This is a genomic window from Streptomyces sp. NPDC051322 (assembly GCF_040689485.1).
Taxonomy (GTDB): domain Bacteria; phylum Actinomycetota; class Actinomycetes; order Streptomycetales; family Streptomycetaceae; genus Streptomyces.
In genome coordinates, this window is sequence record NZ_JBFBAK010000002.1 from 274,374 (window position 1) to 293,661 (window position 19,288).

Annotated in this window: 16 protein-coding genes; all 16 read left to right on the forward strand. The window is 69.6% G+C overall.

Annotation, left to right across the window (positions count from 1 at the left end):
• Positions 1-11 precede the first annotated feature (11 nt).
• The 16 genes from AB0436_RS05455 (at position 12) to AB0436_RS05530 (ending at position 19,245) form a co-directional block, all read left to right on the forward strand.
• Positions 12-1,787: a DUF5941 domain-containing protein gene (locus AB0436_RS05455; RefSeq protein ID WP_366466876.1), complete on the forward strand. Its 1,776-nt coding sequence runs from the start codon at positions 12-14 to the stop codon at positions 1,785-1,787.
• Positions 1,784-2,521 carry a phosphocholine cytidylyltransferase family protein gene (locus AB0436_RS05460; RefSeq protein ID WP_366466393.1) on the forward strand — a complete coding sequence of 246 codons (738 nt, stop codon included), beginning with the start codon at positions 1,784-1,786 and terminating at the stop codon, positions 2,519-2,521. Before AB0436_RS05455 ends, AB0436_RS05460 begins: the two co-directional genes overlap by 4 nt.
• Positions 2,509-3,570 (forward strand): iron-containing alcohol dehydrogenase family protein, encoded by a 1,062-nt coding sequence (locus AB0436_RS05465; RefSeq protein WP_366466394.1) that lies wholly within the window; start codon positions 2,509-2,511, stop codon positions 3,568-3,570. Before AB0436_RS05460 ends, AB0436_RS05465 begins: the two co-directional genes overlap by 13 nt.
• Positions 3,548-4,327 carry a CDP-alcohol phosphatidyltransferase family protein gene (locus AB0436_RS05470; protein ID WP_366466395.1) on the forward strand — a complete coding sequence of 260 codons (780 nt, stop codon included), beginning with the start codon at positions 3,548-3,550 and terminating at the stop codon, positions 4,325-4,327. The genes AB0436_RS05465 and AB0436_RS05470 overlap by 23 nt, the downstream gene beginning before the upstream one ends.
• Positions 4,324-5,208, forward strand: a complete 885-nt coding sequence (locus AB0436_RS05475) for a glycosyltransferase (protein ID WP_366466396.1) — start codon at positions 4,324-4,326, stop codon at positions 5,206-5,208. Before AB0436_RS05470 ends, AB0436_RS05475 begins: the two co-directional genes overlap by 4 nt.
• Positions 5,209-5,335: 127 nt before the next feature.
• A complete protein-coding gene (locus AB0436_RS05480) occupies positions 5,336-6,265 on the forward strand; it encodes an ABC transporter permease (protein WP_366466397.1) in 930 nt (309 codons plus the stop codon).
• Positions 6,258-7,043 carry an ABC transporter ATP-binding protein gene (locus AB0436_RS05485; RefSeq protein ID WP_366466398.1) on the forward strand — a complete coding sequence of 262 codons (786 nt, stop codon included), beginning with the start codon at positions 6,258-6,260 and terminating at the stop codon, positions 7,041-7,043. The genes AB0436_RS05480 and AB0436_RS05485 overlap by 8 nt, the downstream gene beginning before the upstream one ends.
• Positions 7,044-7,522: 479 nt before the next feature.
• Positions 7,523-8,461 (forward strand): squalene synthase HpnC, encoded by a 939-nt coding sequence (gene hpnC, locus AB0436_RS05490; RefSeq protein WP_366466399.1) that lies wholly within the window; start codon positions 7,523-7,525, stop codon positions 8,459-8,461.
• Complete coding sequence (hpnD, locus tag AB0436_RS05495) at positions 8,458-9,408, forward strand: presqualene diphosphate synthase HpnD (RefSeq protein ID WP_366466400.1); 951 nt, start codon at positions 8,458-8,460, stop codon at positions 9,406-9,408. The genes hpnC and hpnD overlap by 4 nt, the downstream gene beginning before the upstream one ends.
• 127 nt (positions 9,409-9,535) lie before the next feature.
• Positions 9,536-10,924: a hydroxysqualene dehydroxylase HpnE gene (gene hpnE / locus AB0436_RS05500; protein WP_366466401.1), complete on the forward strand. Its 1,389-nt coding sequence runs from the start codon at positions 9,536-9,538 to the stop codon at positions 10,922-10,924.
• Positions 10,921-12,003 (forward strand): polyprenyl synthetase family protein, encoded by a 1,083-nt coding sequence (locus AB0436_RS05505; protein WP_365855290.1) that lies wholly within the window; start codon positions 10,921-10,923, stop codon positions 12,001-12,003. Before hpnE ends, AB0436_RS05505 begins: the two co-directional genes overlap by 4 nt.
• A gap of 102 nt (positions 12,004-12,105) precedes the next feature.
• Positions 12,106-14,151: a squalene--hopene cyclase gene (shc, locus tag AB0436_RS05510; RefSeq protein WP_366466402.1), complete on the forward strand. Its 2,046-nt coding sequence runs from the start codon at positions 12,106-12,108 to the stop codon at positions 14,149-14,151.
• Positions 14,151-14,789 (forward strand): 1-hydroxy-2-methyl-2-butenyl 4-diphosphate reductase, encoded by a 639-nt coding sequence (locus tag AB0436_RS05515; RefSeq protein WP_366466403.1) that lies wholly within the window; start codon positions 14,151-14,153, stop codon positions 14,787-14,789. The genes shc and AB0436_RS05515 overlap by 1 nt, the downstream gene beginning before the upstream one ends.
• 5 nt (positions 14,790-14,794) lie before the next feature.
• Complete coding sequence (gene hpnH / locus AB0436_RS05520; protein WP_365855296.1) at positions 14,795-15,817, forward strand: adenosyl-hopene transferase HpnH; 1,023 nt, start codon at positions 14,795-14,797, stop codon at positions 15,815-15,817.
• A gap of 153 nt (positions 15,818-15,970) precedes the next feature.
• The gene (dxs, locus tag AB0436_RS05525; protein ID WP_366466404.1) at positions 15,971-17,851 is read left to right on the forward strand and encodes a 1-deoxy-D-xylulose-5-phosphate synthase; all 1,881 of its coding nucleotides are present in this window, start codon (positions 15,971-15,973) and stop codon (positions 17,849-17,851) included.
• Complete coding sequence (locus tag AB0436_RS05530) at positions 17,848-19,245, forward strand: aspartate aminotransferase family protein (protein ID WP_366466405.1); 1,398 nt, start codon at positions 17,848-17,850, stop codon at positions 19,243-19,245. Before dxs ends, AB0436_RS05530 begins: the two co-directional genes overlap by 4 nt.
• The last annotated feature ends 43 nt before the right edge of the window (positions 19,246-19,288 follow it).

Genomic DNA, 19,288 nt, shown 5'->3' on the forward strand with positions numbered 1-19,288 from the left:
AGTGAGTTCGTCTGTCGACCGCCATCCTCACCGGTGCGCCGGTACCCGGATCGTCGCTCGAAAGCGATCTCCGGTCGCTGGGCTTTGACGTATGCACTGCAGCCGAGGCCGAAGAGACCACCAAGCTGCTCGTCGCGGCCCCGGCCGACGAGCGCGTCGCCGTCGTCGACACCCGCTTCGTCGGACACCTGCACTCGCTCAGGCTCGCGCTGACCGACCCCCGCTTCTCCGCCGCCGCGGTCCCCGGCGCACTCGCCGTCCAGCCCGAGGCGCGCCCCGCGCTCAACCGGGTACTGGCCGTCAGCGACCCGGGCCCCGACGCCCTCGCCGCCGCGCTGGACCGGGAAGGCACCGCGGTGCAGCGGCCCGAACTGGGCAGCCTGATCGCCGCAGTCCCCTTCGACCCGCAGAGCAGGCACGAGGCCAGGGCCGCCGTCGCCGCGGTCGACGACGAGGCGGTGCGGTTGCGTACTGCGGTCAAGTCCCGCGACGGCTTCTTCACGACGTACTGCATCAGCCCCTACTCGCGGTACATCGCGCGCTGGTGCGCCCGCCGGGGACTCACCCCCAACCAGGTCACCACCGCCTCGCTGCTCACCGCGCTCATCGCGGCCGGCTGTGCGGCGACCGGGACCCGGGCGGGTTATGTCGCCGCCGGTGTGCTGCTGCTGTGCTCCTTCGTCCTGGACTGCACGGACGGGCAGCTCGCCCGCTACTCACTGCAGTACTCGACGCTCGGCGCCTGGCTCGACGCGACCTTCGACCGGGCCAAGGAGTACGCGTACTACGCGGGACTCGCGCTGGGCGCGGCCCGCAGCGGCGACGACGTCTGGGTACTCGCACTCGGCGCGCTGGTGCTGCAGACCGGGCGCCATGTCGTGGACTTCTCGTTCAGCGAGGCCAACCACGACGCGACGTCGAACACCAGCCCCACAGCCGCACTCTCCGACAAGCTCGACAGCGTCGGCTGGACGGTCTGGGTACGCCGGATGATCGTGCTGCCGATCGGCGAGCGATGGGCGATGATCGCGGTACTGACCGCGGTGACCACCCCCCGGATCGTCTTCTACGCGCTGCTCATAGGCTGCGCGCTCGCCGCCTGCTACACCACGGCAGGACGGGTGCTGCGCTCCCTGACCCGCCGCGCCACCCGTACCGACCGGGCGGCCCAGGCACTGGCGGACCTCGCCGACTCGGGTCCGATCGCCCGGATCGCCGGCCGTCTCGTCCGCGGACCGCGCGGCGCGCTTCCGGTGATCGCCTTCCTCGGCGGTGCCGCAGTGGTCACCACCTCGCTCCTCGCGCCGGTGGGCAGCTGGTGGCCGGCGGTGGCCGCCGCCGTGTACGCCGTCTGCGCCGGGACGGCAGTGTCCCGCCCGCTCAAGGGCCCGCTCGACTGGCTGGTACCGCCCGTTTTCCGGGCCGCCGAGTACCTCACGATCCTCGTGCTGGCAGCCCGCTCCGACGGGCACGAGGCGGTGCCCGCGGCTTTCGGACTGGTGTCCGCGGTCGCCTACCATCACTACGACACGGTGTACCGCATTCGCGGTGGCACCGGCGCGCCGCCCCGGTGGCTGGTGCGGACGGTCGGCGGGCACGAGGGCCGGACGCTGGTGGTGGCCGTACTCGCCGCACTGCTGACGGCACAGTCCACCGACACCCCGGGTTTCACTGTCGCGCTCACGGTGCTCGCCGTGGCCGTGGCTCTTGTGGTGGTCGCGGAAAGCATCCGCTTCTGGGTGTCTTCCGGAGCACCCGCTGTACATGACGAAGGAGAAACCGCATGATCGGCCTCGTACTGGCCGCCGGCGCCGGCCGGCGTCTGCGTCCCTACACGGACACCCTGCCGAAGGCCCTGGTGCCCGTGGACGGTGAGCGCACCGTCCTCGACATCGCGCTGGGCAACTTCGCCGAGGTCGGGCTCACCGAGGTGGCGGTCGTGGTCGGCTACCGCAAGGAGGCCGTGTACGCGCGCCGGGCCGAGCTCGAAGCGAAGTACGGCGTCAAGCTCACGCTGATCGACAACGACAAGGCCGAGGAGTGGAACAACGCCTACTCCCTGTGGTGCGCCCGTGATGTCATCAAGCAGGGCGTCATCCTGGCCAACGGCGACACGGTGCACCCGGTCTCCGTCGAGAAGACGCTGCTCGCCGTCCGCGGCCAGGGCCAGCGGATCATCCTCGCCCTCGACACGGTGAAGCACCTCGCCGACGAGGAGATGAAGGTCATCACGGACGACGCCAACGCCGTCCGTACGATCACCAAGCTGATGGACCCGGCGTCGGCCACCGGCGAGTACATCGGGGTCACCCTCATCGAGCCGGAAGCGGCCGAAGAACTCGCCGACGCCCTGCGGGCCACCTTCGAGCGCGACCCCGACCTGTACTACGAGGACGGCTACCAGGAACTGGTCAACCGCGGCTTCCGCGTCGACGTGGCCCCGATCGGCGACCTGAAGTGGGTCGAGATCGACAACCACGACGACCTGGCGAAGGGCCGTGAGATCGCGTGCCAGTACTGACGAGGCTCATCCCCTCCCCGGTCGTCGTGGACATCAGGGGCGGCGCCCTGGATGATCTGGCCGGTCTCCTCGCCGACCAGCGGATCTCCGCGTCGGGCAAACTCGCGTTCGCGGTCAGCGGCGGCTCGGGCCAGGTCCTGCGCGAGAAGCTGGCCCCGCTGCTGCCCGGCGCCGACTGGTACGCGGTCGCCGACGGCACCATCGACTCGGCGGTCATCCTGGCCGACGGCATCAAGGGCAAGCGGTACGACGCCGTGGTCGGCCTGGGCGGCGGCAAGATCATCGACGTGGCCAAGTACGCGGCGGCGCGGGTGGGCCTGCCGATGGTCGCTGTCGCGACCAATCTCTCGCACGACGGCATCTGCTCGCCGGTGTCCACACTGGACAACGACAACGGCCGGGGGTCCTACGGAGTCCCCACGCCGATAGCGATCGTCATCGACCTCGATGTGATCCGCGCGGCCCCGGCCCGCTTCATCCGCTCCGGCATCGGTGACGCGATCTCCAACCTCTCGGCCATCGCCGACTGGGAACTCTCCCATCGGGTCAACGGCGAGGAGATCGACGGACTGGCCGCCGCGATGGCCCGTACCGCGGGGGAAGCGGTGCTGCGACACCCCGGTGGGGTGGGCGACGACGAGTTCCTGATGGTCCTCTCCGAGGGGCTCGTGCTCTCCGGCATCGCGATCTCCATCAGCGGGGACACCCGGCCCTCGTCCGGCGCCTGCCACGAGATCAGCCACGCCTTCGACCTGCTCTTCCCGCAGCGCGCCGCAAGCCACGGGGAGCAGGTGGGACTCGGCGCTGCCTTCGCGATGCATCTGCGCGGGGCGGTGGAGGAGTCCGGGCTCTTCGCCGAGGTGCTGCGCCGGCACGCGCTTCCGGTACTGCCGGAAGAGATCGGCTTCAGCGTGGACGAGTTCGTCCGGGCCGTCGCCTATGCCCCGCAGACCCGCCCGGGACGCTTCACCGTCCTGGAGCACCTCAACCTGTCCGCAGACCAGATCAAGGACGCTTACGCCGACTATGCAAAAGCCATCGGTAGCTGAACTCCGCCCGGTCGTTCATCCTCCGGGCGTCAAGGACCGGCGGAGCGGCGAGCACTGGGGAGGCCGCCTCTACATGCGCGAGCTCTCGCTGCGCATGGACCGGCACCTGGTGAACACGCGGGTCACCCCCAATCAGGTGACCTACGTGATGACGGTCGCCGGCGCCCTCGCCGCCCCCGCCCTCCTGGTTCCCGGGATCACCGGCGCGGTACTCGGCGTGGTGATGGTCCAGCTCTACCTGCTCTTCGACTGCGTCGACGGCGAGCTCGCCCGCTGGAAGAAGCAGTACTCGATGGCCGGCGTGTACCTGGACCGCGTCGCCGCCTACCTGTGCGACGCCGCGGTGCTGGTCGGCTTCGGTCTGCGCGCCGCCGATCTGTGGGGCTCCGGGCGGATCGACTGGCTGTGGGCCTTCCTCGGCACTCTCGCCGCCCTCGGCGCCATCCTGATCAAGGCGGAGACCGACCTGGTCGGTGTCGCCCGCCACCAGCAGGGCCTGCCGCCGGTCAAGGAGGCCGCGTCGGAGCCGCGCTCGTCCGGCGTGGCGCTGGCCCGCAGGGCGGCCGCGGCGCTGAAGTTCCACCGGCTCGTCCTGGGGATCGAGGCGTCTCTGCTGATCCTGGTCCTGGCGATCGTGGACTCGGTCAGGGGCGACCTGTTCTTCTCCCGGCTCGGCGTCGCCGTGCTGGCCGGTATCGCCCTCCTGCAGACTCTGCTGCACCTGGTGTCCATCCTGGCCTCGAGCAGGCTCAAATGAGTGCCCCCCTGAAGGTCGGCGCGGTGATCATCACCATGGGGAACCGCCCCGACGAGCTGCGGGCCCTGCTCGACTCGGTCGCCAAGCAGGACGGCGCACCGGTCGAGGTGGTCGTGGTCGGCAACGGAGCCCCGGTACCGGACGTACCGGCGGGCGTACGCACCGTCGAGCTGCCCGAGAATCTCGGCATCCCCGGCGGCCGCAACGTCGGTATCGAGGCCTTCGGCCCTTCCGGCACCGACGTGGATGTGCTGCTCTTCCTCGACGACGACGGGCTGCTGCCCAACACCGACACCGCTGAGCTCTGCCGGCAAGCCTTCGCAGCCGACCCGGAGCTGGGCATCATCAGCTTCCGGATCGCCGATCCGGACACCGGGGTCACCCAGCGCCGTCACGTCCCGCGGCTGCGGGCCTCCGACCCGATGCACTCCTCGCGGGTGACGACCTTCCTCGGCGGCGCCAACGCCGTACGGTCCCGGGTCATCGCCGAGGTCGGCGCGCTCCCCGGCGAGTTCTTCTACGCTCACGAGGAGACCGACCTGGCCTGGCGGGCCCTCGACGGCGGCTGGATGATCGACTACCGGGCCGACATGGTCCTGCACCACCCGGCGACGGCACCGTCCAGGCACGCGGTCTACCACCGGATGGTCGCCCGTAACCGGGTATGGCTCGCGCGCCGTAACCTTCCTGCGCCGCTGGTGCCGGTCTATCTCGGCGTGTGGGTGCTGCTCACCCTGCTCCGCCGCCCCTCGGGTCCGGCGCTGAAGGCCTGGTTCGGCGGCTTCAAGGAAGGCTGGACGACGCCGTGCGGTCGCCGCAGCCCGATGAAATGGCGTACCGTCTGGCGGCTGACCCGGCTGGGCCGGCCGCCGGTGATCTGAGCCGACCCGTCCGAACCGACCTCCTGTGGTCCGGGAGGCTCGAGTCTGAGAGCATCGGGCGTACTCCTGACCCCGGCCGCCTGCGCCCCGATCCGACAGCGCATCTTGAACACGAAAGTTTCAACTTGTGAGTGACACAACCCATGACGGTGCGGTCGCGCTGAGCGACCGCCCGTCTCCCGACGACGGTCTGTCCCCGGCCGAGCTGGCCGGCAAGTACGGCCTGTCGGTGAGCGGTGCCCGGCCCGGCCTCCTCGCCTATGCCCGGCAACTCTGGGGAAGACGCCACTTCATCCTGGCCTTCTCCCAGGCCAAGCTGATGGCGCAGTACAGCCAGGCCAAGCTCGGCCAGGTGTGGCAGGTGGCGACCCCGCTGCTGAACGCGGCGGTCTACTACCTGATCTTCGGCCTGATCCTGCATTCCGGCCGGGGGATGTCCCATTCCGTCTTCATTCCCTTCCTGGTCACCGGCGTCTTCGTCTTCACCTTCACGCAGAGTTCGGTGATGGCCGGCGTCCGGGCGATCTCGGGGAACCTCGGGCTGGTCCGGGCGCTGCACTTCCCCCGCGCCTCGCTGCCCATCTCGTTCGCGATGCAACAGCTGCAGCAACTGCTGTTCTCCATGATCGTGCTGCTGATCGTGGCGGTGGGCTTCGGCAGCTACCCCTCGCTCCGCTGGGTGCTGGTGATCCCCGCGCTGGTCCTCCAGTTCCTGTTCAACACCGGGATCGCCCTGGTCATGGCGCGGCTGGGCAGCAAGACCCCGGACCTGGCCCAACTGATGCCGTTCATCATGCGGACCTGGATGTACGCGTCCGGTGTCATGTTCAGCATCAAGGTGATGCTGGCCGGGAAGCCGCCCTGGATCGGGCAGACCCTGCAGTACAACCCGGCTGCCATCTACATGGATCTCATCCGGTACGCCCTGATCGACGGGTACGGTTCGTCGAACCTGCCCCCGCACGTCTGGGTCGCCGCACTGTTCTGGGCGGTCTTCATGGGCATCGCGGGCTTTGTGTACTTCTGGAAGGCTGAGGAGCGGTACGGCCGTGGCTGAGGAAAACAACCAGGCGCGCGTCCCCACGGTCATCGCAGACGAGGTGCACATCGTGTACCGCGTCAACGCCGGTGGCGGTGGCAAGGGCGGCGCCACAGCGGCGCTCAGCCGGATCGTCGGCAAGGACAAGAGCGCTTCGCGCGGCGTCCGCAAGGTCCATGCCGTACGCGGTGTGACGTTCACCGCGTACCGGGGCGAGGCCATCGGCCTGATCGGCTCCAACGGATCGGGCAAGTCGACCCTGCTGCGCGCCATCGCCGGACTGCTGCCGACGGAGAGCGGCAAGGTCTACACCGACGGCCAGCCCTCGCTGCTCGGCGTGAACGCGGCGCTGATGAACGACCTCACGGGCGAGCGCAATGTCATACTCGGCGGCCTGGCGATGGGCATGTCGCGCGAGGAGATCCGCGAGCGTTATCAGGGCATCGTCGACTTCTCGGGCATCAACGAGAAGGGCGATTTCATCACGCTGCCGATGCGGACCTACTCGTCCGGCATGGCGGCCAGGCTCCGGTTCTCCATCGCGGCGGCCAAGAACCACGACGTACTCATGATCGACGAGGCGCTGGCCACCGGTGACCGGAAGTTCCAGATCCGTTCCGAGCAGCGTATCCGGGAGCTCCGCAAGGAGGCGGGCACGGTCTTCCTGGTCAGCCACAGCAACAAGTCGATCAGGGACACCTGCGACCGTGTTCTGTGGCTGGAGAAGGGCGAGCTGCTGATGGACGGCCCGACCGACGAGGTCATCAAGGCGTACGAGAAGGAGACCGGCAAGTAGCCGCGTCACACCGCAGTGGCCCCGCCGGAGTCGTCCGGCGGGGCTGCCGCGTTTCGGCTGCCGCCTTTGACTGCCGCCTTTGGCTGCTGCGTTTCGGCCGACGCGTTTTGACCGGGGGCCGGCTGGGCACCGGGGACAGGTGCCGATCCCGGCACGCTGGTCCGAAAGAGTCAAGTGATCGTCAAGTAAGGTCCGAGTGGGGAAGGTTGGCGCTGATTGCATTGTTCTCGTAATGCGCGCTACACCCCGCCGACGAGTCGGTAGTTGTACAACGTAAGCTGTACCGGTGCTGATGATCGGCGAGCGGGGCGACAGTCCTGCGACGCCCAACCGGCGGCGCCCTGCTCGAAGGTCCGTGCGGCGTGTCCGAAAAGGGATGCATTGAGTTGGCAGTGTAGAACGGGAGATGTGACGGCAATGGCAACGGACGTGTCCCAGCTCCGAGACGCTTCCGCCGTTCCCGCGCCTGGACATATGCGATGACGGGGGGCGGCGACGCGGGCACCGATCTCCATGCGCGCACGACGCTCGACAAGGCCACCGACGAGAACTTCCCGGTGGCCCCCTTCTTCCTGCCCCGGGCCTGGCGCGAGGACCTGATGGCCGTGTACGGCTATGCCCGCCTCGTCGACGACATCGGGGACGGCGATCTCGCCGCCGGCTCCACGGATGCCCGGCTCCTGGGCCTGGCCCCGGAACAGGCGGACGACCGCCTCGCGATGCTCGACGCTTTCGAGGCCGATCTGCACCGGGTCTTCGGAAACGCCGCGGACCCGACGGGACCCGACGGGGGGCCGCGCCACCCCATCCTGCGCGCGCTGCAGCCGTCCGTCCGCCGCTGCGCACTCACCCCCGAGCCGTTCCTCGGACTCATCGAGGCCAACCGCCAGGACCAGAAGGTCAGGCGGTACGAAACCTACGAGGACCTGCTCGCCTACTGCGAACTCTCCGCCAACCCGGTGGGCCGCCTGGTGCTCCAGCTCACCGGCGCCGCGAGCCCCGAGCGGATCAGGCGCTCGGATGCCATCTGCACCGCGCTGCAGATCGTCGAGCACCTCCAGGACGTCACCGAGGACCTCGGCCGCGACCGTATTTACCTCCCGGCTCAGGACATGTCGCGGTTCCATGTCCGGGAAGCGGATCTGGCCGCGCCGACCGCGGGCGCGTCGGTGCGCGCGCTGGTCGCGTACGAAGCCGAACGCGCCCGCGATCTGCTGAATGAAGGCACCCCCCTGGTGGGTAGCGTCCACGGCAGACTCAAGCTGCTGCTCGCCGGGTTCGTGGCCGGTGGAAGTGCCGCCCTCAAGGCGGTCGCCGCCGCCGGGTTCGACGTACTCCCCGGACCGCCCAAGCCAACCAAGCTCGGACTGCTGCGCGAAGTGGGAGCCGTCTTGCGAGGAACGCGTAGAGAGGGGTGAGCGGGACCGTGGAGGGACAAACGCCGGTGTCCGGGGCCGTAATGGCCGCATACACCTACTGCGAGGCCGTGACCGGGCAGCAGGCCCGCAACTTCGCGTACGGCATCAGGCTGCTGCCGACCGACAAGCGCCTGGCCATGTCCGCGCTGTACGCCTTCTCGCGGCGCGTCGACGACATCGGGGACGGCGAACTCGCCCCGGAGGTCAAGCAGACGCGTCTCGAGGCGACCCGCGAACTCCTCGGTCGCATCCGCGAAGGCGCCGTCGCCGAGGACGACACGGACCCGGTCGCGGTGGCTCTGGCAGACGCGTCGCGCCGTTTCCCGATCCCGCTCGGCGGGCTCGACGAACTCATCGACGGCGTACTGATGGACGTCCGCGGCGAGACCTACGAGACCTGGGACGACCTCGAGGTCTACTGCCGCTGCGTCGCGGGCGCCATCGGCCGGCTCTCGCTCGGCATCTTCGGCGGCGGAGCGGGCGTGCCCGGCGCGGACCGGGCGCCCGAGTACGCCGACACCCTCGGTCTCGCCCTGCAACTCACCAACATCCTCAGGGATGTCCGGGAGGACGCGGGCAACGGACGCAGCTACCTGCCCGCCGACGACCTGGCGAAGTTCGGCTGCGCCGAGGGCTTCCACAGTGCGACGCCGCCCGCGGGCTCCGACTTCACCGGACTGGTGCACTTCGAGGTCCGCCGGGCCCGTGCGCTCTTCGCCGAGGGGTACCGGCTGCTGCCCTACCTCGACCGCCGCAGCGGCGCCTGCGTCGCCGCCATGGCAGGTATCTACCGGCGCCTCCTCGACCGCATCGAGCGCGACCCGGAGGCCGTCCTGCGCGGCCGGGTTTCGCTGCCGGGCCGGGAGAAGGCCTATGTCGCGGTGCGTGGTCTGTCCGGGTTCGATACCAGGTCCATTGCCCGGCAGAGCGCCCGGCGGCGTGCCTGATGCCCTTCGAAGGACCGCCACTGCCGCCGGCGTTCGGACAGCTCTCAACCTCACGGGGGACCGAGGCGTCCCTGACGTCAACGGCCTGTCGTGCCTGCCCGGGCGACGGGGCCACAGAGGAGGGGCTATGAGAACCGAGGGCACGCGGCCCGCTGATGCCGTAGTGGTCGGCGGTGGCCTGGCGGGCATCACCGCGGCACTCCAACTCGCCGACGCCGGGGTACGGGTCACCCTGGTCGAAGGGCGGCCACGCCTGGGCGGCCTGGTCTTCTCCTTCCGCCGCGGCGACCTCACCGTCGACAACGGACAGCACGTGTACCTCCGTTGCTGCACCGCCTACCGCTGGTTCCTCGACCGCGTCGACGGAGCCGCCCTGGCCCCGCTGCAGGACCGGCTCGACGTGCCGGTGCTCGACATCGCGGCGGCCGGCGGCCCGCGGCTCGGCCGGCTCCGCCGCAGCGCGCTGCCCGTACCGCTCCATCTGGCCCGGAGCCTGGCGACCTATCCGCACCTCTCGCTCGCCGAGCGAGCGAGCGTCGGTCGGGCTGCGTTGGCCCTCAAGCGGCTGGACCTCGCCGACCCGGCGCTCGACTCCGTCGACTTCGCGAGCTGGCTGCGCAGCCACGGCCAGTCGGACCGCACCATCGAGGCGCTCTGGGACCTGGTGGGCGTCGCGACGCTCAACGTCACCGCACCGCATGCCTCGCTCGGGCTCGCCGCGATGGTCTTCAAGACCGGCCTTCTCTCCGAGCCGGGCGCCGCTGACATCGGCTGGGCGCGGGTACCGCTGGGTGAAGTGCACGACACCCTCGCCCGCAAGGCACTCGACTCCGCCGGCGTCCGCACCGAGTTGCGCACCAGGGCGGCAGGGGTCGTCCGCGCGGACAACGGACGCTGGCAGGTGGAGATCCCCGGCGAGACGCTCGAGGCGGACACGGTGGTACTCGCCGTGCCGCAGCGCGAGACCCACGCGCTGCTGCCCGAAGGGGCTCTCGACGAGGCCGACCGGCTGCTGGAGATCGGCACCTCACCGATCCTCAACCTCCATGTCGTGTACGACCGCACGGTGCTGCGCAAGCCCTTCTTCGCCGCGCTCGGCAGCCCCGTCCAGTGGGTCTTCGACCGGACCGACATCTCGGGACTGACGGGCGGTGGACAGTATCTGGCCGTGTCCCAGTCCGCCGCCGACGACGACATCGACGCGCCGGTCTCCGTACTGCGCGAGCGTTATCTTCCGGAGCTCGAGCGGCTGTTGCCGGCCGCCCGGGGCGCCGCCGTACGGGACTTCTTCGTCACCCGGGAACGGACCGCGACCTTCGCGCCCGCTCCCGGGGTCGGACAGTTGCGTCCCGGGGCCCCCACCCGGGCCCCCGGCCTCTACCTGGCCGGCGCATGGACCGCCACCGGATGGCCCGCGACCATGGAGGGCGCCGTGCGCAGCGGATTCAGCGCCGCACGGGCTGCGCTCTCCGCGCTCGGGCGCTCCCACGATCATCCGCTTCAGGAGGCGGCATGAGCATTGCTACTGGAACAAGAGGAGAGCCTGTGACCCCGGCCGCAGACACCGTCGACATTGTCGCGCTTCTGGAGCGCGGACGGACACTGTCCTCACCGGTGCTGCGTGCTGCCGTTGACCGGCTCGCGCCGCCCATGGACACCGTCGCCGCCTACCACTTCGGCTGGATCGACGCCGAGGGCCGCCCGGCGCACGGCGACGGCGGAAAGGCGGTCCGCCCGGCGCTGGCGCTGCTTTCCGCCGAGGCGGCCGGCGCCGCCGCCGAGGTCGGCATCCCCGGGGCGGTGGCCGTCGAACTCGTCCACAACTTCTCGCTGCTGCACGACGACCTCATGGACGGCGACGAGCAGCGCCGCCACCGCGACACCGTCTGGAAGGTGCACGGACCCGCTCAGGCGATCCTCGTCGGCGACGCGCTGTTCGCACTCGCCAACGAGATCCTGCTGGAGATCGGGACCGTGGAGGCCGGGCGGGCGACGCGGCGGCTCACCACCGCGAGCCGGAAGCTGATCGACGGCCAGGCCCAGGACATCTCCTTCGAGCACCGCGAACGGGTCACCGTCGAGGAGTGCCTGGAGATGGAGGGCAACAAGACCGGCGCGCTGCTCGCCTGTGCGGTATCCATCGGCGCCGTGCTCGGCGGCGCCGACGACCGCACCGCCGACATCCTGGAGTCGTACGGGCATCACCTCGGCCTCGCCTTCCAGGCTGTCGACGACCTGCTCGGCATCTGGGGCGACCCGGAAGCCACCGGCAAGCAGACCTGGAGCGATCTGCGCCAGCGCAAGAAGTCGCTACCGGTCGTCGCGGCGCTCGCAGCAGGCGGCCCGGCATCCGAACAGCTGGGCGCACTGCTCGCCGCGGACGCCAAGTGCAGTGATTTCGACACGTTCTCCGAGGAGGAGTTCGCCGCGAGGGCGGCTCTGATCGAGGAGGCGGGCGGCCGCGCGTGGACCTCCGAGGAGGCCCGCAGGCAGCACGCCATCGCGGTCGACGCCCTCACCGGCGTCGACATGCCGGAAAAGGTACGAGCGCAACTCGTCGCGCTCGCGGACTTCGTCGTAGTACGGAAGAGATGATCACCATCGCCACATAAATCGCGGTCGCCGGCCGGTGCCCCGCGGCGCCGGCCGACGGAGACCCCAGCACAGCAGAGGAAGCAACTGCACGAAGGGGAAGCCATGACAGCGACGACCGACGGAAGCCCCGGAGCCCTGGAGCCCCGCGCAGCCGCGGCCAGCGAAACAACCGTAACAACTGCAACCAGCACCACAACCGCAACGACCGTGGCCGCCACCACGGCCCCCGCGACGCCGCTCGGCGATCCGGTACGCACGGCCGCCGAACAGGCCGCGGCACGTTCCGTCGAGTACTTGCTGGGCGCCCAGGACGCCCAGGGCTGGTGGAAGGGCGACCTCGAGACGAACGTGACCATGGACGCCGAGGACCTGCTGCTGCGGCAGTTCCTCGGCATCCAGGACGCGCGGACCACCGAGGCGGCCGGCCGGTTCATCCGGGGCGAGCAGCGCCCCGACGGTACCTGGGCCACGTTCTTCGAGGGCCCCGGCGAACTGTCCACCACGATCGAGGCGTATGTCGCGCTGCGACTCGCCGGGGACACCCCGGACGCCCCGCACATGGCGCTGGCCTCCGCCTGGATCCGAGCGCACGGCGGCGTCGCGGCGAGCAGGGTCTTCACCCGGATCTGGCTCGCGCTCTTCGGCTGGTGGAAGTGGGAGGACCTCCCCGAGATGCCACCGGAGGTGATCTTCTTCCCGAAGTGGCTGCCGCTCAATATCTACGATTTCGGCTGCTGGGCACGTCAGACGATCGTGCCGCTGACGGTCGTCTCCGCGAAGCGTCCGGTCCGTCCGGCGCCGTTCACCCTCGACGAACTGCACATCGACCCGGCCGATCCCAATCCGGCGAAACGTCTCGCTCCGGTGGCCAGTTGGGACGGCGCGTTCCAGCGCCTCGACAAGGCGCTGCACGTGTACCACCGGTTCGCCCCGCGCAGGCTGCGCAGGACGGCGATGAACGCGGCGGCGCGCTGGATCATCGAGCGCCAGGAGAACGACGGCTGCTGGGGCGGCATCCAGCCGCCTGCCGTGTATTCGGTGATCGCACTGCATCTGCTCGGCTACGACATCGACCACCCGGTGATGCGGGCCGGTCTGGCGTCACTGGACCGGTTCGCGGTCTGGCGCGAGGACGGCTCCCGCATGATCGAGGCCTGCCAGTCCCCGGTCTGGGACACCTGCCTGGCCACCATCGCACTGGCCGACGCGGGGGTGAGCCCCGACCACCCGGCTCTCGTCAAGGCCGCCGAGTGGATGCTCGGCGAGGAGATCGACCGGCCGGGCGACTGGGCCGTGCGCCGTCCGGAACTCGCGCCGGGCGGCTGGGCGTTCGAGTTCCACAACGACAACTACCCGGACATCGACGACACCGCCGAGGTCGCCCTGGCACTGCGCCGGGTCAGCGTGCCCGACCACGGCAGGCTCGAAGGGGCCATCGCGCGCGGTGTGCGCTGGAACCTCGGGATGCAGTCCAAGGACGGAGGCTGGGGCGCTTTCGACGCCGACAACTCCAGCCCCTTCCCCAACCGGCTGCCCTTCTGCGACTTCGGTGAGGTCATCGACCCGCCGTCGGCGGATGTCACCGCCCATGTGGTGGAGATGCTGGCCGTCGAGGGACTGGCGCAAGACCCCCGTACCCAGCGCGGCATCGAGTGGCTGCTCGCCGAACAGGAGGCGAACGGCGCCTGGTTCGGCCGCTGGGGCGTCAACTACGTCTACGGTACGGGCTCGGTGGTCCCCGCACTCGTCGCGGCCGGCCTGCCGACCTCGCACCCGGCGATCCGCCGGGCGGTCAGCTGGCTCGAGTCCGTGCAGAACGAGGACGGTGGCTGGGGCGAGGACCTCCGCTCGTACAAGGACGAGGAGTGGATCGGCCACGGCGTATCGACGGCATCCCAGACCGCCTGGGCACTGTTGGCGCTGCTGGCGGCGGGGGAGCGGGAGAACAAGACCGTGGAACGGGGCGTCTCCTGGCTCGCCGGAGCCCAGGGTGCGGACGGCTCATGGGACGAGCCGTACTTCACCGGCACCGGCTTTCCCTGGGACTTCTCCATCAACTACCACCTCTACCGGCAGGTCTTCCCGCTCACCGCACTGGGCCGCTATGTCCACGGGGAGCCCTTCGCCGCATCACGGCGGACCCACTGATGACCACGGCTCCGGGGACACCACTGCTGATCGCCTGTGCGCTGGGCATCGAGCGACTCGCCCTGCGCAGCGGCGACCGCAGTGGTGCCCCGGGGCCGGTGACGGTGCTCCGCACGGGCATGGGCCCCGAGGCGGCCGCCTCCGCCGTCACCCGCGTGCTCGGCGGGGCCGCTGCCCTGGACACCGCCGTGATCGCGTCCGGCTTCTGCGCAGGTCTGCTGCCCGGGATGCACCCGGGTGACCTGATCGTCGCCGAGGAGACCAGGGGCGGCGGTGGCACCACCGCCTGCGTGGGGACCGAGGTGCTTGCCAAGGCCCTCACTGCCGCCCTGCCCGGACACACCGTGCACACCGGTCCGCTGACCGGTTCGGACCATGTGGTACGCGGCCATGAGCAGGCCGAGCTGCGTGCCACAGGGGCGATCGCCGTGGACATGGAGTCCGCGGCGACGCTCTGGAGCGCCGTAGGGACCGGGCCCCGCCCGGTTGCGGCCGTACGAGTGGTCGTGGACGCTCCAGAACATGAACTCGTTTCCATCGGGACGGTTCGCGGAGGAATATCGGCCTTCCGTGTTCTCCGTGCCGTCCTTCCAGCTTTCTATGAATGGCACCGTTCTTTGCTGCTCCCCAGGAGGTGAGCTAGATGGCCATGCCGCTTCGCCAGACCATCAGGGTCGGGACGTATCTCTTCGAACAGAAGCTCCGCAGGCGTGAGAAGTTCCCGCTGATCGTCGAACTGGAACCGCTCTACGCGTGCAACCTCGCCTGTGAGGGCTGCGGGAAGATCCAGCACCCGGCGGGCGTCCTCAAGCAGCGTATGCCGGTGGCACAGGCCGTCGGAGCGGTCCTCGAGTCGGGCGCCCCGATGGTCTCCATCGCGGGTGGCGAACCGCTGATGCACCCGCAGATCGATGAGATCGTGCGGCAGCTGGTGGCGAAGAAGAAGTACGTCTTCCTCTGCACCAACGCGATGCTGCTGCGCAAGAAGATCGAGAAGTTCACGCCCTCCCCTTATTTCGCGTTCACCGTGCACATCGACGGACTGCGCGAGCGGCACGACGAATCAGTAGCGAAAGAGGGGGTGTTCGACGAGGCCGTTGAGGCCATCAAGGAGGCGAAGCGGCGCGGCTTCCGGGTCACGACCAACTCCACGTTCTTCAACACCGACACCCCGCAGAACATCATCGAGGTTCTCAACTTCCTCAACGACGACCTCGATGTGGACGAGATGATGCTCTCGCCCGCCTACGCCTACGAGAAGGCGCCCGACCAGGAGCACTTCCTGGGGGTGGAGCAGACCAGGGAGCTCTTCAAGAAGTCGTTCGCGGGCGGCAACAGGCGCCGCTGGCGTCTGAACCACTCGCCGCTCTTCCTGGACTTCCTGGAAGGCAAGGTGGACTTCCCGTGCACCGCATGGGCGATTCCCAATTACTCGCTCTTCGGCTGGCAGCGCCCCTGCTACCTGATGAGCGACGGGTATGTGACCACCTACAAGAAACTCGTCGAGGAAACCGACTGGGACAAGTACGGCCGCGGCAAGGACGACCGCTGCGCCAACTGCATGGCGCACTGCGGTTACGAACCGACCGCCGTCCTCGCCACCATGGGCTCGCTCAAGGAAACCATCAGGGCCGCCCGCGAGACCGTCTCGGGAAACCGCGGGTGACGTGATGACCACCGCTGGAGAGCCTGTGACACCCGGGTTCCCCGAGCCGCCGGCCCGGCCCCTGCGCGACGCCGCCCCTCGCGGCGCTGCCAGGCCGGGCCGGCGGCGGCGACGTCAGTGTGAGCTGAAAAGAATCCGAGAGGGGGCCCGAGCGTGTCGATCTTGGAGCATATCCGGGGGCCGCACGACCTGAAGGCGCTGCCGGCCGCGGAGCTGGGCGAACTGGCCGAGGAGATCAGGGAGTTCCTGGTTCAGGCGGTAGCCAGGACAGGCGGTCATCTGGGGCCGAACCTGGGGGTGGTCGAACTCGCCATCGCGCTGCACCGGGTCTTCGACTCACCCGCCGACCGCATCCTGTGGGACACCGGCCACCAGAGCTACGTGCACAAACTGCTCACCGGACGGCAGGACTTCTCGAAACTCCGCAGCAAGGGCGGACTCTCCGGCTATCCCTCCCGTGAGGAGTCCGACCACGACGTCATCGAGAACTCGCACGCCTCCACCGTCCTGGGCTGGGCCGACGGACTCGCCAAGGCCAACGAGGTGCTCGGCAGGACCGACCATGTCGTCGCCGTGATCGGCGACGGGGCGCTCACCGGCGGGATGGCCTGGGAGGCGCTCAACAACATCGCCGCCGCCGACGACCGACCGCTGATCATCGTCGTCAATGACAACGGGCGTTCCTACGGTCCGACGATCGGCGGATTGGCCAACCACTTCGCCACGCTCCGCACCACCGACGGCTACGAACGGTTCCTGGGCTGGGGGAAGGACGTGCTCCAGAACACCCCCGTCGTGGGCCGGCCGCTGTACGAATCGCTGCACGGCGCGAAGAAGGGCTTCAAGGACGCCTTCGCACCGCAGGGCATGTTCGAGGATCTGGGGCTGAAATACCTCGGTCCGGTCGACGGGCACGACATCGAAGCCGTCCAGTCGGCGCTGGCCCGCGCGAAACGCTTCCACGGGCCGGTGCTGGTGCACTGCCTGACCGAGAAGGGCCGCGGCTATCCGCCTGCCCTGGAGGACGACGCGGACCACTTCCACACCGTGGGCGTCATGGACCCACTGACCTGCGAGCCGCTCGCCCCGCCCAACGGGCCTTCCTGGACCTCGGTGTTCGGCGACGAGATCGCCGCGATCGGGGCGGAGCGCCCGGACGTGGTGGCCATCAGCGCGGCCATGCTCCAGCCCGTCGGTCTGGCGAAGTTCGCCGAGCGCTTTCCCGGCCGGGTCTGGGACGTGGGCATCGCGGAACAGCATGCGACGGTCTCCGCCGCCGGGCTGGCCACCGGTGGCCTGCATCCGGTGGTCGCGGTGTACGCGACGTTCCTGAACCGGGCCTTCGACCAGCTGCTGATGGACGTCGCCCTGCACCGGTGCGGGGTGACCTTCGTACTCGACCGGGCCGGCGTGACCGGTGTCGACGGGCCCTCGCACAACGGCATGTGGGACATGTCCTTCCTGCAGGTCGTGCCCGGGCTGCGGATCGCCGCCCCGCGCGACGCGGACCAGCTCCGGGCGCAGCTCCGGGAAGCCGTCGACGTGCACGACGCGCCGACGGTGATCCGCTTCCCCAAGGAGTCGGTGGGAGAGCCCGTGCCGGCCGTCGACCGGGTGGGCGGAATCGACGTGCTGCACCGCGCCGAGCGCCCCGATGTGCTGCTGGTCGCCGTGGGTGTGCTCGCGCCGGTCTGCCTGCAGGCCGCCGAGCTCCTGGCGGGCCGGGGCATCGGCTGTACGGTCGTCGACCCCCGCTGGGTCAAGCCGGTGGACGAGCAGCTCCCGCCGCTGGCCGCCGGACACCGTATGGTCGCTGTCGTCGAGGACAACAGCCGCAGCGGCGGCGTGGGTTCGGCGGTCGGGCAGGCGCTGCGCGACGGCGGTGTCGACGTGCCGCTGCGCACGTTCGGCATCCCGGAACAGTTCCTCGCACACGCCAAGCGCGCCGAGGTACTGGCCGACATCGGGCTCACGCCCGTCGAGATCGCGGGACGGATCAGCGCCGCCCTGACAGCCAAGGAGACGACGGAATGACGGATGGCGCGCCCAAGGGCTTCGACCTGGCCACCCTGCTGGCCGAGCGGGGCGCCGAGCGCTACGAACTGCATACCAGGTATCTGAATCACCAGCTGCCGCGCATGCTGCACACCATCGGCTTCGACAACGTCTACGAGCGGGCCGAGGGAGCGTACTTCTGGGACGCCGAGGGCAACGACTACCTCGACATGCTCGCGGGCTTCGGCGTGATGGGCCTGGGCCGGCATCACCCGGTGGTGCGCAAGGCGCTGCATGACGTCCTGGATGCCTCGCTCGCGGATCTCACCCGGTTCGACTGTCAGCCGCTGCCCGGGCTGCTGGCCGAGAAGCTGCTGGCGCACTCACCGCACCTGGACCGGGTGTTCTTCGGCAACAGCGGTACCGAAGCGGTGGAGACCGCCCTCAAGTTCGCCCGGTACGCGACGGGCAGGACGAGGATCCTGTACTGCTCGCATGCCTTCCACGGTCTCACCACCGGGTCGCTCTCGGTGAACGGGGAGACCGGATTCCGGGACGGCTTCGCACCGCTGCTGCCGGACACTGCCATCGAGATGGGTGATCTGGACGCACTGGAGCGGGAACTGCGGCGCGGAGACGTGGCCGGCTTCGTCATCGAGCCGATCCAGGGCAAGGGAGTACTGGCCTCGCCGCCCGGGTTCCTGCGGGCGGCCCAGGAGCTGCTGCACCGGTACAAGGCGCTGCTGATCACCGACGAGGTGCAGACCGGCCTCGGCAGGACCGGGGACTTCTACGCCTACCAGCACGAGGCGGGGGTCGAACCGGACCTGGTCTGCGTCGCCAAGGCGCTCTCCGGCGGTTACGTGCCGGTCGGCGCGACCCTCGGCAAGGACTGGATCTTCAAGAAGGTCTACTCGTCGATGGACCGGGTGCTGGTGCACTCGGCCAGCTTCGGCTCCAACGCCCAGGCGATGGCCGCCGGGCTCGCGGTGCTCTCGGTGATGGAGGACGAGGAAGTCGTCGCCAACGCGCGGACCACCGGGGAACTGCTGAGGAGCCGGCTGGCCGCGCTCGTTCCGAAGTACGAACTGCTGCACGACGTGCGCGGGCGCGGGCTGATGATCGGCATCGAGTTCGGCCGTCCCACGTCACTGAAGCTCCGCAGCCGGTGGACCATGCTGCAGGCCGCCCGCAAGGGCCTCTTCGCGCAGATGGTGGTGGTACCGCTGCTGCAGCGGCACCGCATCCTCACCCAGGTCTCCGGCGACCACCTGGAAGTGATCAAGCTGATTCCGCCGCTGACCATCGGCGAACAGGAGGTGGACCGCTTCGTGGAGGCGTTCACGGCCGTTATGGACGATGCGCACGGGGGCGGCGGCCTGATGTGGGACTTCAGCAAAACGCTGGTGAAGCAGGCCGTCGCCAACCGGTGACACCCCGCGGGGAATTTGCCTCAGAGGCAAAAAAATTGCCTCT

What these genes read in the sequence shown, in the direction of transcription:
- AB0436_RS05460 (WP_366466393.1), top strand. Translation starts at nt 1,784, where the DNA reads ATGATCGGCCTCGTACTGGCCGCCGGCGCCGGCCGGCGTCTGCGTCCC.
- AB0436_RS05470 (WP_366466395.1), top strand. Translation starts at nt 3,548, where the DNA reads ATGCAAAAGCCATCGGTAGCTGAACTCCGCCCGGTCGTTCATCCTCCG.
- AB0436_RS05475 (WP_366466396.1), top strand. Translation starts at nt 4,324, where the DNA reads ATGAGTGCCCCCCTGAAGGTCGGCGCGGTGATCATCACCATGGGGAAC.
- hpnC (WP_366466399.1), top strand. Translation starts at nt 7,523, where the DNA reads ATGACGGGGGGCGGCGACGCGGGCACCGATCTCCATGCGCGCACGACG.
- hpnE (WP_366466401.1), top strand. Translation starts at nt 9,536, where the DNA reads ATGAGAACCGAGGGCACGCGGCCCGCTGATGCCGTAGTGGTCGGCGGT.
- AB0436_RS05505 (WP_365855290.1), top strand. Translation starts at nt 10,921, where the DNA reads ATGAGCATTGCTACTGGAACAAGAGGAGAGCCTGTGACCCCGGCCGCA.
- shc (WP_366466402.1), top strand. Translation starts at nt 12,106, where the DNA reads ATGACAGCGACGACCGACGGAAGCCCCGGAGCCCTGGAGCCCCGCGCA.
- AB0436_RS05515 (WP_366466403.1), top strand. Translation starts at nt 14,151, where the DNA reads ATGACCACGGCTCCGGGGACACCACTGCTGATCGCCTGTGCGCTGGGC.
- hpnH (WP_365855296.1), top strand. Translation starts at nt 14,795, where the DNA reads ATGGCCATGCCGCTTCGCCAGACCATCAGGGTCGGGACGTATCTCTTC.
- AB0436_RS05530 (WP_366466405.1), top strand. Translation starts at nt 17,848, where the DNA reads ATGACGGATGGCGCGCCCAAGGGCTTCGACCTGGCCACCCTGCTGGCC.